This window comes from Mesorhizobium sp. M7A.F.Ca.CA.002.09.1.1, from assembly GCF_003998555.1.
GTDB classification, from domain to species: domain Bacteria; phylum Pseudomonadota; class Alphaproteobacteria; order Rhizobiales; family Rhizobiaceae; genus Mesorhizobium; species Mesorhizobium ciceri.
The window spans coordinates 1-13,136 of the sequence record NZ_RZRR01000046.1 but is presented as its reverse complement, the minus strand read 5'-3'; the positions used below and the strand labels follow the sequence as shown (position 1 = coordinate 13,136).

At 63.9% G+C, this 13,136-nt stretch carries 10 protein-coding genes; 9 read left to right on the top strand and 1 reads right to left on the bottom strand.

Annotation, left to right across the window (positions count from 1 at the left end; translation table 11 throughout):
* From EN994_RS03925 to EN994_RS03885, 9 genes are all read left to right on the top strand, one after another.
* Window positions 1-433 (top strand): ABC transporter permease subunit (locus EN994_RS03925; RefSeq protein ID WP_127307401.1); only part of this gene is annotated, 433 nt, incomplete at its 5' end.
* A 3-nt stretch (window positions 434-436) separates the two neighbouring features.
* Window positions 437-1,516: an amino acid ABC transporter permease gene (locus tag EN994_RS03920; RefSeq protein ID WP_063168725.1), complete on the top strand. Its 1,080-nt coding sequence runs from the start codon at window positions 437-439 to the stop codon at window positions 1,514-1,516.
* A 12-nt stretch (window positions 1,517-1,528) separates the two neighbouring features.
* Complete coding sequence (locus EN994_RS03915; protein WP_027161621.1) at window positions 1,529-2,287, top strand: amino acid ABC transporter ATP-binding protein; 759 nt, start codon at window positions 1,529-1,531, stop codon at window positions 2,285-2,287.
* Between the two features lie 60 nt (window positions 2,288-2,347).
* Entirely contained in the window at window positions 2,348-3,772 is a 1,425-nt protein-coding gene (locus EN994_RS03910) for an FAD-binding oxidoreductase (RefSeq protein WP_063168726.1), read from the top strand.
* A gap of 98 nt (window positions 3,773-3,870) precedes the next feature.
* Window positions 3,871-5,541 carry a thiamine pyrophosphate-binding protein gene (locus EN994_RS03905; protein ID WP_063168727.1) on the top strand — a complete coding sequence of 557 codons (1,671 nt, stop codon included), beginning with the start codon at window positions 3,871-3,873 and terminating at the stop codon, window positions 5,539-5,541.
* Window positions 5,538-7,634, top strand: coding sequence for a hydantoinase/oxoprolinase family protein (locus EN994_RS03900; protein ID WP_063168728.1), 2,097 nt, complete (start codon window positions 5,538-5,540; stop codon window positions 7,632-7,634). The genes EN994_RS03905 and EN994_RS03900 overlap by 4 nt, the downstream gene beginning before the upstream one ends.
* Complete coding sequence (locus EN994_RS03895) at window positions 7,631-9,250, top strand: hydantoinase B/oxoprolinase family protein (RefSeq protein ID WP_063168729.1); 1,620 nt, start codon at window positions 7,631-7,633, stop codon at window positions 9,248-9,250. The genes EN994_RS03900 and EN994_RS03895 overlap by 4 nt, the downstream gene beginning before the upstream one ends.
* Entirely contained in the window at window positions 9,247-10,449 is a 1,203-nt protein-coding gene (locus EN994_RS03890) for a pyridoxal phosphate-dependent aminotransferase (protein ID WP_063168730.1), read from the top strand. Before EN994_RS03895 ends, EN994_RS03890 begins: the two co-directional genes overlap by 4 nt.
* Window positions 10,450-10,452: 3 nt before the next feature.
* On the top strand, window positions 10,453-11,265 hold the full coding sequence (locus tag EN994_RS03885) for an NAD(P)-dependent oxidoreductase (RefSeq protein ID WP_063168731.1): 813 nt from the start codon (window positions 10,453-10,455) through the stop codon (window positions 11,263-11,265).
* Between the two features lie 227 nt (window positions 11,266-11,492).
* Here the strand turns inward: EN994_RS03885 and EN994_RS03875 are convergent, their stop codons facing one another.
* On the bottom strand, window positions 11,493-13,097 hold the full coding sequence (locus EN994_RS03875; RefSeq protein WP_199489654.1) for an FAD-dependent oxidoreductase: 1,605 nt from the start codon (window positions 13,095-13,097) through the stop codon (window positions 11,493-11,495).
* Between the last annotated feature and the right edge of the window lie 39 nt (window positions 13,098-13,136).

Below are 13,136 nucleotides of genomic sequence, written 5' to 3'. Positions count from 1 at the left end.
CGGCCTGCGTATCCCTCCGGAGTTCGCCACCCTCGCCATCGCCATCGCCATCTATGGCGGCTCCTACATTGCGGAGATCGTGCGCGGAGGCTTCAAATCTGTCGGCACCGGCCAGGTCGAGGCAGCCCTTTCCTTGGGCCTTAGTCCCTGGCGGGTCTTCACGCTGGTGCGGCTGCCGCTGGCGCTGCGTGCCATGCTGCCGATCCTTGCCAATCAGTATGTCTGGCTGATGAAGGCGACGACGATGGGCATCGCCGTGGGCTTCACCGACTTCTTCATGATTGTGGCGCTGACGATCAACCATTCCGGGCAAACCCTCGAAGCGATCGGCATCCTGATGGCAGGCTTCCTCGCCATCAACCTCAGCCTTGCCGCCGTCTTCAACCGCATCAACAAGGCAATTGCCCTCAAGGGCAATCAACTGAGGGGCTGAGAGATGGAGATGGTCATTGTCGCTCCACCCGCTCCCGGCAGGCTTGAGGATCTGAGGCGACGCTTCTTCGCGACGCCGCTTCAGGCGGTGGTGTCGCTGGCCTGTCTGACGATCATGGTCTTCCTGGTCTGGAAGCTGCTGAATTGGGCGGTTTTCTCGGCTGTCTTCACCACCAGCGGCGGGCCGGAAGCCTGCCAGGCGACAGCGGGAGCCTGCTGGTCGGTCATCGCAGCGAGATGGCGGATCATCTTCTTCGGCCTCTATCCCTACGAGGAACAATGGCGCTCGGCGCTGGCCTGCGTCGCCGTTGTGGTGATGACGGTGCTGAGCTGTATCCCGGCGTTCTGGACGGGCCGCCGGATCGCGCTGGTATGGGGAGCCGGAACAGGCCTTTTCTACCTATTGATGAAAGGCGGCGTGCTTGGCCTTGCCCATGTCGGCGAGGAAGCCTGGGGCGGGCTGGCGCTGACCCTGTTCATCTTCGTTACCACCTGCCTGATCGGTTTCCCCTTGGCGATCTGCCTGGCCTTGCTACGCCGGTCGGAGCTGCCCTGGATTTCGCGGACCACCGGCCTCATCATCGACGGGGTCCGGTCGCTTCCGCTGATATCGATCCTCTTCACCTTTGCAGTGGTTCTGCCGTTCGCGCTGCCGCAATGGCTGCAGGGCGATAAGCTTTACCGCGTGATCCTCGGCTCCGCTCTGTTCTTCTCCGCCTATCAGGCTGAGATCGTGAGAGGCGGCATGCAGGGCGTTGCGACAGGACAGGAGGAGGCTGCCATGGCGCTCGGCATGCGCTACTGGCAACGCATCAGCCGCATCCTCCTGCCTCAGGCAATGCGCAACGCGATGCCGGCCACGATCAACCAGTTCGTCATCTCGTTCAAGGAGACCTCGCTGGTGGTCATCGTCGGTTTCTTCGAGATCCTGGCTTCCGGCAATGCCGCCTATGGCACCGGCGAATGGCGCTTCGCCTATGTCGAAGTCTATGCCTTCATCGCCTTCATCTACTTCATCTTCGTCTTCAGCCTATCCCGCTATGGCGCCTTTCTCGAGCGCCGCATGTCGGTCAGCGAACGGTAAGGAGGCGTGCAGGTGATCTCAACCAATTCGACCGGTGAGCCGGCGCTCCGCATCGAAAACCTCGACAAATACTACGGCACGTTCCAAGCACTGCGCGGGATAAACCTTTCCGTACAACGGGGCGAAAAAATCGTCGTCTGCGGACCCTCCGGCTCCGGCAAATCGACGATGATCCGCTGCATCAACCGCCTCGAACAGCACAATGGCGGCCGCATCGCGGTGCTCGGGACCGAGCTCAACGACGATGTCGGCAATATCGACGAGATCAGGCGTGAAGTCGGCATGGTGTTCCAGCACTTCAACCTGTTCCCGCACATGACGGTGCTGGAGAACTGCATGATCTCCCCGATGATCGTGCGCAAGCAGCCGCGGGCGCAAGCCGAGGCAACCGCCCGCCACTACCTGGAGAAGGTGCGCATTCCCGAGCAGGCCATGAAATATCCCAGCCAATTGTCCGGCGGTCAGCAGCAGCGCGTCGCCATTGCACGCGCACTTTGCATGCAGCCGCAGATCATGCTGTTCGACGAACCGACCTCGGCGCTCGATCCGGAAATGGTTTCCGAAGTGCTTGACGTCATGGTCACGCTTGCCTCGGAAGGCATGACGATGATCTGCGTGACGCATGAGATGGGCTTTGCGCGTCGCGTGGCGGACCGGGTGCTTTTCATGGACGGCGGCGAGATCCTCGAAGAAGCGCCTCCGGACGAGTTCTTCACCTCTTCCCGCAACGAGCGCACTCGACAATTCCTGTCGCAGGTGCTGGGTCATTGATTGGAAGCAACGATCCGGGACGTGTCGCACGGCACGCCCTCAGCTAACTCGGGTAAATCAATGACCGATCCCGCCACCGCGCTGCACGAGATTCTCGGGCCGAAAGGCTGGCTTTCGGGCCGGGATGCCGAGCCCTACCAGCGCGATTGGCTCAATCGCTACGGCGTCGCACCTCTTGGCGTTGCCAGGCCCGCGAATACGTCGCAGGTTGCCAGTGTCGTCAAACTATGTCGCGAGGCCGGACTGGCAGTCGTGCCGCAAGGCGGAAACACCGGGCTTTGCGGCGCCGCCGTCGCCGAGCAGCCGAATGCGGTGATCGTCTCGCTGTCACGCATGACGGCGATCGGGAAGCCGTATCTGGACAGCGGATCGATCGTCGTCGAGGCGGGTGTCGTGCTGGCCACGCTGCACGAGGCGCTGGAGCCGCATGGGCTGATGTTTCCAATGCATCTGGGCGCAGAAGGCAGCGCCAGGATCGGCGGCCTGATCGGCACCAATGCCGGCGGCAGCCAGGCTTTCCGATACGGCATGATGCAGGATCTCGTCCTGGGTCTCGAAGTCGTGACGCCTGATGGCGGGATTTGGGACGGACTGCGCGCGGTGCAGAAGGACAATGCCGGCTATCAACTGCGCAAGCTGTTCTGTGGCGCTGAGGGCACGCTCGGCATCGTCACGCGCGCGATCCTGCGGCTCTACCCCAAGCCTCGGCAGCAAGCGAGCGCCCTTCTGGTCCTGCCCGACTTTGCCGCCGCCGTTTCGTTCGGCGCCTTCCTGCGCGGCGAGGCCGGGGAATTCCTGACTGGCCTCGAGTTCTTCTCCGATGTGGGCCTGCGATTGGCGCTCAAGCACGTGCCCGACCTTGCCTACCAACTGGAGACACGGGGCGACGTCTATCTGCTGGTCGAACTGGCATCGGGGTCGTCACGCGTTCCCCTGGACGAGATCCTGGCTTCGGCTCTGGAATGGGGCATGGAACAGAGCCTGGTTAGCGACGGCGCGCTGGCGGCGACAGGTGCGCATCGCGCACAATTCTGGCGGCTGCGCGAGGAGCAACCGGAGGGACAAAGGCTGGAAGGCGAGCAACTCAAGCACGACATCTCCGTCCCTCCAGGTGCAATCGCCCGTTTCGTCGAGGCTGGCGCGAAGATCTGCGGCGGCATTCTTCCCGGTGTGCGGATAAACCCGTTCGGGCACCTCGGCGACGGAAACATCCATTACAATTTGTCTCCGCCGGAAGGTCGTGCCGATTTCGACGGCAAGGCCGAGCTGTTCGCAGAGGCGCTGTCATCTCTTGCCACTCAGATGGGCGGCAGCTTTGCCGCCGAGCATGGGCTTGGCCGGGCAAAGGTGGTCATGGCCGACCGCAATCGCGGCCTGGTGGAGCGAGAGCTCATGGCGCGGCTCAAAGGCGCGTTCGATCCGCTGGGCACGATGAACCCGGACGTCCTGGTTCGCGCCTCTCGGGAAAGAAAAACTTTCGAATAGACGGCATTTCTTGGTTTCGTCTCGATGCGCCAGCGTGCACGTATGAATCCGAAAGGCAGGCTCGATCCGCTTGCCGCCTGAATGAAGGATGTCGCAGCATGATCCGCAATGGCGGTCGCCTTCTTGTCGAATGCCTGATCGCGCTCGGCGCGACCAAGAGTTTCGGTGTGCCGGGCGAAAGCTATCTGGCCGTGCTGGACGCGCTGCACGACACTCGTGGAAAGCTGGACTACGTGCTGTGCCGCAACGAGGGCGGCGCGGCATTCATGGCCTCGGCCTATGGCAAGCTGACGGGTTCGCCGGGCATCTGCTTCGTGACGCGCGGACCGGGTGTCGCCAATGCGTCCATCGGCGTGCACACGGCGATGCAGGACAGTTCGCCGATGATCCTGTTCGTCGGCCAGGTCGGCACCGACATGCGCGGCCGCGAAGCGTTTCAGGAAATCGACTACCGCGCGGTGTTCGGCACGATGGCGAAATGGGCGGTGGAGATCGACGCTGTCGAGCGCCTGCCGGAAATCATTGCCCGGGCCTGGACCACGGCGCTCACCGGGCGGCCAGGCCCGGTGGTGATCGCCCTGCCCGAGAACATGCTGACGACGCTGACCGATGTCGCGGCGCTCAGCGGGCCTGCCAGGGTGTTCGAGGCCGCGGCCGATGCCGATGCGCTGGCCGAGGCCCGGTCCATGCTGGCCGCCTCCAGCAGACCGGTGATCCTGATCGGCGGTGCCAACTGGTCAGCTGACGGGCGTGCCGTGCTCCAGGCTTTCGCCGAGACCTCCGACATTCCGGTGGTCGCGGCGTTCCGTTTCCAGGATCAGTTCGACAATGGCTCACCGGTCTTCGTCGGCGAGGCCGGTGTCGGCATGGTCCCGCATGTCAAGAAGCTGATCCGGGACGCCGATGTGATCCTGGCGATCAATGTGCGCTTCGGCGAGATGACCACGGATGGCTACACGCTGCTGTCTGTGCCCGAGCCGAAGCAGAAGCTGATCCATGTCCACGCTTCGGATCGCGAGATCGGCAAGATCTACGTGCCCTCGCTTGGCATCCATGCCGGGCCGAACGCCTTCGCCAAGGCGCTCTCGCCGGTCAAGGGCGACTGGGGCGCGTGGCGGTCGCAGGCACGCCAAAGCTATGAGGGCACGTTCACCGCGCCTGCCCAGCCGGGCCCGGTCGACATGGTCGAAGTCAGCCGCTGGCTGCGCGAGAACCTACCCGACGACGTCATCCTCACCAACGGCGCCGGCAATTTCACCGTGTGGCCAAACAAGTTCTTCAGGTTCGGGCCAAAGGCGCGGCTGCTTGCACCGCAATCCGGCGCCATGGGCTACGGCCTGCCGGCGGCCATCGCGGCCAAAGTGGCCTTTCCCTCACGCACGGTGGTCTGTTTTGCCGGTGACGGCGATTTCCAGATGAACTGCCAGGAGTTGGGGACGGCGATGCAGGCCGGGGCGCAGCCGATCGTCCTCATCCTGAACAACGGCATCTACGGGACCATCCGCGCGCATCAGGAGCGGCACTATCCGGCGCGCGTGTCGGGAACGAACATCGAGAACCCGGATTTTGTCGGCATCGCCCGGGCCTATGGCTTCCACGCCGAGCGGGTCGGCGCGACGGGGGAGTTCGCCGGCGCTTTCGGCAGGGCGCTGGCATCCGCGACCGGCGCGGTCCTGGAGCTGGATATTTCCCCGGAGGCGATCACGCCGCGTCAAACCCTTTCCCAAATGCGCGACGCAGCGCTCGCTTCGCATAAGGCCAACGCATGACCAGTACGGCAAATGACATCCGTCTCGGCGCGGATATCGGCGGCACGTTCACCGATATTGTGGTCGATGTGCGCGGCACGATCTTTTCCACCAAGATCCTGACCAACTATGCCGCCCCCGAACAGGCTATCCTCGACGGAATCGAGATCGTCGTGCGCGACGCCGGCATCACGCTGGCGGACCTCGACATCGTCATTCACGGCACCACGCTGGCGACCAACGCGCTCATCGAACGGCGTGGCGCCAAGACGGCATTGGTCACCACCGAAGGGTTTCGCGATGTCATCGAGATGCGCACGGAAAACCGGTTCGAACAGTATGATCTGAACCTGAAGCTGCCGCCGCCGCTGATCCCGCGCGAGCATCGCTATACGGTCAAGGGGCGCATCGGCGCGGACGGAAAGGAATTGCAGCCGCTGGACGAAGCAGCGCTCGACGAGATCGCCGACAGCATCGCCGCGGGCGGCTTCGGCGCCGTCGCCATCGGCTTCATCCATTCCTACATGAACCCGGTGCATGAGCAGCGGGCACGCGCGATCCTCGCCAGAAAGCTGGACATACCGATTTCCATCAGCGCTGAGGTCTCGCCGCAGATGCGCGAGTTCGAACGCTTCAACACGGTTTGCGCCAATGCCTATGTCCGGCCGCAGATGGCCGACTATCTGGTGCGCCTCCAGGTGCGGCTGAAGGAGATGGGGGCGAACTGTCCGGTGTTCATGATCCACTCGGGCGGCGGACTGATCTCGATGGAAACCGCGTCCGAATTTCCGGTGCGCCTGGTCGAGTCCGGTCCGGCCGGCGGTGCCATTTTTGCGGCCGACGTGGCGCGGCGCTTCGACCTGGACTCCGTCGTCTCCTACGACATGGGCGGAACGACCGCGAAGATCTGCCTGATCGAGGACTATTCGCCGCGCACGGCGCGGACCTTCGAGGTCGCCCGCACCTATCGCTTCTGCAAAGGCTCCGGCATGCCGATCTCGATCCCGGTCATCGAGATGATCGAGATCGGCGCCGGCGGCGGCTCGATCGCCTGGGTCGACGCCATGGGCCGCATCCAGACCGGCCCGGAAAGTGCCGGGTCCGAACCCGGTCCCGCCTGCTACGGGCGTGGCGGCAGCCGCCCGGCCATCACCGATGCCGACCTGGTGCTGGGCAAGCTCGATCCCGACAATTTCGCCGGCGGCGCCATCAGGCTCGACACGCAGGCTTCCGAGCAGGCGATCACCCGCGATGTCGGCACCCGGCTTTCGCTCAATTCCGTTTCCGCCGCTTTCGGCATCTGCGAGGTCGTCGACGAGAATATGGCCAATGCCGCCCGCGTCCACGCGGTGGAAAACGGCAAGAACATCTCCGACAATGTCATGATCGCCTTTGGCGGTGCAGCGCCCCTGCATGCGGCGCGGCTGTGCGAGAAGCTTGGCGTCGAACAGTGCCTTGTCCCGCAAGGCGCCGGCGTCGGCTCGGCCATCGGTTTTCTCAAGGCGCCGTTCGGCTACGAGGCGCTGGCTTCCAAGCTGATGCGGCTGTCGCGCTTCGATGCATGCGAGGTGAATGCGCTGCTCGACGGGCTGAAGACGACTGCCGAGAGCTTCGTGCGAGCCGGCACTAACAATGCCATCACCCGCGAGATCACCGCCTTCATGCGCTATGCCGGCCAGGGTTGGGAAATCCCGGTGCCGCTGCCCGACAGGGCGTTCAAGCCCGGCGATGAGGTGAGCCTCAAGGACGCCTTCCGGGACAATTATGCGCGCTTCTTCGGCCGTGCCATTGATGGCCTCGACGGATTGGAAATCGAGATCGTCACCTGGTCGGTCAAGGCGCAGGACGTGCGGCCGGCGCCCGCAAGGCACGAGATCACCATGGGGACCAGGACCGTCGCCGCTTCGCAAACGCGCGAGGTTTTCGATCCGGCGACCGGAACCGTGCAGGTTTCAGCCATCATCGAACGCGCCGACCTTTCGCCAGGGGATCGCATCAGCGGTCCGGCGGTGATCGTCGAGCGTGAGACGTCGACGGTCGTCACCACTCTCTTCGATGCCGCGCTACAGAGCGACGGTTCGATCCTCCTGATCCGCAAAGGGGTCCAGGCATGAGCGACATCTTGGAAATCCGCATGCAGGTGATGTGGAATCGCCTGATTTCGGTGGTCGAGGAGCAAGCGCTGACCCTGTTGCGTACGGCCTTCTCCACGTCGGTGCGTGAATCGGGCGACCTGTCGGCCGGCGTGTTCAATCCGCGCGGCGAGATGCTGGCGCAGGCCGTGACCGGTACGCCCGGGCATGTGAACACCATGGCCGAGGCCGTGCTGCAGTTCATGAACGAGATCCCGCGCGAGGAGATGTACGAGGGCGACACCTATGTCACCAACGATCCCTGGAAAGGCACCGGCCATCTCCATGACATCACCATGGTCTCGCCCTCGTTCCTGAACGGCGAACTGGTGGCATTCTTCGCCTGCACCGCGCACGTGGTCGATGTTGGCGGACGTGGCTTCGGCGCCGACGGCAAGTCAGTCTACGAGGAAGGAATCCAGATCCCGATCATGAAGTTCGCCGAGCGCGGCAAGGTGAACCTCGATCTGGTGAAGATCCTGCGCGCCAATGTGCGCGAGCCGAACCAGGTCGTCGGCGACTTCTATTCGCTGGCCGCCTGCAACGAGGTCGGCCATCGCCGCCTGGTCGACATGATGAAGGAGATCGGCCTGGCATCGCTGGACAGGCTGGGAGAGTTCATCTTCACGCGCACGCATGACGCGACGCTGGAGCGCATCAAGGCGCTGCCGAAAGGCACCTGGTCGAACGAGTTGGTGACCGACGGCTACGATACGCCGGTCAAGCTGGTGGCAGCTGTCTCGATTGAGGACGACCATTTGAATGTCGATTTCTCCGGCACCGATCCGACAAGCCGATGGGGCATCAACGTTCCGATCATCTACAGCAAGGCCTATGCCTGCTACGCCCTGAAATGCGTCGTGGCGCCGGAGATCCCGAACAATGCGGCCTCGCTTGCTCTGTTCACTATATCGTCGCCGACCAACATCCTGAACGCCCCGCGGCCGGCGCCGGTCTCCCTGCGGCACGTCATCGGCCATATGGTGCCCGATCTGGTGCTGGGCGCGCTGGCCAAGGCGCTGCCGGGCCAGATCCTTGCCGAAGGGGCGGCGGCACTGTGGAACATCCACATCTCGGTCAGGCCGGTCGCCGGGAGCGATGGACGCCGCGCCGAGGTGCTGATGTTCAATTCCGGCGGCATGGGGGCCCGCCCGACGTTGGACGGGCTGTCCGCCACCGCCTTTCCGTCCGGTGTCCATACCATGCCGATCGAGGCGACCGAGCACACCGGGCCGATCGTCATCTGGCGCAAGGAACTGCGTCCCGATTCCGGGGGCGACGGGGAATTTCGCGGCGGCCTCGGCCAGATCCTCGAAATCGCGGCCACTGAAGGCCACGAGTTCGATTTTTCCGCCATGTTCGACCGGGTCAACCATCCGGCCAAGGGACGCGATGGCGGCAAGGACGGGATAGCCGGCATCGTCAGGCTCGACGATGGCACGCTGATGCGCCCCAAGGGCTGGCAGCACGTTCCGGCAGGGCGTCGTCTGGTGCTGGAACTTCCTGGCGGTGGCGGCTATGGCGATCCCTCCAGGCGCAGTACGGAGGCGCGGGCACAGGACGTGTCCAGGGGCTATATTTCGGAGAAAAGCCGATGAGCTACATTTCCTCGCGCCTGTCCGTGGTCAAGCCGTCGGCTTCGATGGCCGCCTCGCAGGCGGCCAAGGCGCTACGGGTCAAAGGCGTCGACGTCATCGACCTTGGCCTTGGCGAACCTGATTTTCCGACGCCTGCCCACATCATCGAAGCGGCCTATGCAGCCGCCAAAGCGGGCCAGACCCTCTACACCGCCGCAGCCGGCTCGCCGGAAGTGCGCGAGGCCGTGGCCGGGAAGTTCAGGCGCGAGAACGGACTGGACTACACGGCCGACGACATCGTCGTGGCCAACGGCGCCAAGCAGATCATCTTCAACGCGCTGATGGCGACGCTGGAACCCGGCGACGAGGCCATCCTGCCCGCGCCCTATTTCGTCTCCTATCCTGAGATGGTGAAGCTGCTAGGCGGCACGCCCGTCACGGTCGAATGCAGGGAAAGCGGCGGCTTCAGGCTGACGCCCGAACTCTTGGAAAAGGCGATCGGGCCGAGAACCAAGTGGCTGTTCCTGAACATGCCCGGCAATCCATCCGGAGCGGTCTACTCGGCCGACGATCTCAAGGCGCTTGGCGCTGTCCTTGCCAGGCATCCGCAGGTGCTCATCCTGTCGGACGAGATCTATGAGCACATCATCTTCGATAACCGCGAATTCGTATCCTTCGGCAAGGCCTGCCCTGACCTCAAGGACCGAAGCCTCATCGTCAACGGCGTGGCCAAGGCCTATGCGATGACCGGCTGGCGTGTCGGTTATGCAGCCGGCCCGGCACCACTCGTCAAGGCGATGTCGATCATCCAGAGCCAGTCGGTCACTTCGGTCTGCTCGATTGCCCAGGCGGCGACGGTCGCCGCACTGAATGGCCCGCAGGACGAGGTGGCTCGTTTCCGCGATGCATTCGAGGCGCGCAGGAACCTGGTCGTCGATGGCATAAGGCGCATCAACGGCCTGACGCTGCCGCCGCCGGAAGGAGCTTTCTATGCCTATATCGGTTGCGCCAGCCTGATCGGCCGCAGGACCCCAAAAGGCGTCATGCTGGAGGACGATACGGCGGTGGCGACCTATCTTCTGAACGAAGGCCGCGTGGCCTCGGTGCCGGGCACTGCCTACGGACTTTCACCTTATTTTCGTATCTCCACCGCCACCAGCGAGGAGGTGCTTGCCGAGGCGATCGCGCGGATCAACGCCGCCGTCGCGCAAGTGGAGTAGACCATGCCGCATTACGAACGCATCCTGATCACCGGCGCCGCCGGCCGGCTTGGCTCGGAACTGCGAAAGGGGCTGGTGCCGCTGGCAAAAACGATCCGCCTGGCGGGTCGCGAACCGTTCGGCGATCTTGCTCCTCACGAGGAAGAAGCGGTCTTCGATCTCGCCGACATGGAGGCTACACTTGCGGCCACCAAGGACTGCGACGCGATCGTGCATTTCGGCGGTGCGCCGCTTGAATGCGAATGGCAAACGATCCTGGATTCCAGCATTCGCGGATCCTACCACATCTACGAAGGCGCCCGGAAACACGGCGTGAAGCGGGTTATCTATGCTTCCTCGGTGCATGCCATCGGCTATCATGAAGTCGAAGCCCATATCGGCGTCGATGCGCCGGTGCGCCCCGACAGCCTCTACGGCGTGTCGAAGAATTTCGTCGAAAGCCTGAGCCGGCTCTACTGGGACAAGTTCGGCATTGAGACGGCTTGCCTGCGTATCTTCTCGTCCTTTCCCGAACCGGCCGACCGACGCATGCTGTGGTCGTATCTTTCCTTCGCCGACTGCGTTCGTCTGGTCGAAGCAGCACTGACGGCGCCGCGCGTCGGGCACACAATCTCGTTCGGCATATCCGACAACAAGCTGAAAATGGTCGACAACAGCGGCGCCAACCATCTGGGGTTCATCCCGCAAGACAGCGCCGAGCCATTCCGCGCAGCGGTCGAGGCGAAGACGCAGATTCCGGATCCCAAGGCGCCATCGGTGAAGTATCTGGGCGGGTGGTTCTGCGAGCTTGGCCATCCGGACGACAAGCGGGCGTAACTATCAAAAAACCAATCCGCTAGATGGCGAAGACGAAACATCCACCAACACCCCTACGGCTCCCTGCAATTCACGGCGACAGCCGAATAATGATCATGAAGCGCTTCCGGGACGTTCAGGCCAGGGCGACACCGGCGATCGTGCAAGACCGTAGGCTCCGGCGATCACCCCCATGCCTCCGGTGTGCTTCTGAGGTTCGGTGCCGTCTGCCATGTAGGCTTCCGCGATCACCTGTTCTGATGCAGGATCGTCTCGGCCGCAATGAAGCCCCAGGTCAGGTTCGGGCCGAGCGTGGTGCCGGCCCCTACGGCGCGCGTGCCGATGGGGTTGGCCATCGCAAGCCCTGCCGCATAAAGGCCGGGAATGATCGAGCCGTCCGGTCTCAACACCTGCGCCCGCTCGTTGGTCCGGGCCCCGCCCTTGGTGCCGAGGATCGAGCGATTGATCGTCATGCCGACGTAGGGCGCCTTGTCGATCGGCTTCAGCCGGTTCTCGGGGCCATGCGCCTTGTATGCCTCCCAACCATTATCGCCGCGGTGGAAGTCCGCATCGTGCCCGTTCTCGCAAAAGCCGTTCCAGCGCGCGATCGTCTCCTCCAGCGCCGCCGCCGGCAACCCGAGCTTGGCGGCAAGGCCAGCGATGGTATCGGCCTTCTTGATCCAGTCGCGCTCGTAGGAGGCATACCAGCGGAAAGGCAGCGAGGTTTTGAGGAAACGATTATCGCCAACGAGATAGCAGGGCAGATGGACGGGCTCGCCATCCGGTCCGCGCGCATCGATCGCCTCGCCGATGTTGAAGGCGTTTTCGCTGACAAAGCGCTTTCCCTCGCGATCGACCACGATCGAATGCGGCTCGGCCTGGAAGGTCATCGGCAAGCCGTGCGACTGTCCCTGGTAGCGCGTCGGCAGGCAGGGATAGACGTTCGCCTGATCCATGCGGTCCAATTGCGCGCCGACGGAAGCCGCAAGCTTCTGGCCGTCGCCCTCATTGCCGCGCGGGCTGCCGATCCGGTCGAAGGCGCCGGGGAAGTGGCGTGCGCGCATCTCGGCGTCCCATTCGAAGCCGCCGGTTGCGATGACGACGCCGCGGCGCGCGACGATCTTCGTGCGCCGGCCCTTGCTCTCCACCTCCGCGCCGGCGATGCGTGAGTCCGGATCCTGAAGCAGGGTGACGGCGCGCGTTCCCGGCTGAAAGGTGACGCCGGCATCGAGGCAGCCCTTGATCAGCCCGGTCATCAGTGCCGTGCCCTGGCCGCCGGAATTCGTCAGCCATCGCCATAGAAGCTTCGGCCAGACCTTGAACCCGGCGCGGATGGGATGGTGATAGAGATCGAGGTCGACGATCTCCTGGTAGGTAAAGCTGTGCGGCAAGGTGGAGCGGCGCAGACTCCGCGCAAACTTGCCGAGGAGACGGCGGCTGAGCGGCCTCGGCGAGAGCATGCGGCCATAGAGTTTCCCGCCCGGCGCTTCGGCAAAGGGATCGGGCTCGTTGATCAAGCGAAAATCGAGCGGCGTGTTGACGGACAGAAAGTGCAGCATGTCCGGCGCGGCCTTGGCGAAAGCGCCCCAGAGCGCATCTTCCTTCTGCTCCCATCCTTCGGGCGCGACCGCACGCAGATAGGCGAGCGCATCCTCGCGGCTGTCGGCGATGCCGGCTTCGGCCGCGACATGGTTGGCGGGTATCCAGACCCCGGCACCGGACATGGCCGAGGTGCCGCCCAACCATTCGCTCTTTTCGATGACGAGCACCCTGAGGCCACCCTTGGCGGCCCGCAGCGCTGCCGAGCAGGCCGCCGATCCCGAACCGATCACCAGAACATCGTACTCGCCCATCGGCATTCCCCTGCCATCATCGACACAGCACTATATAGA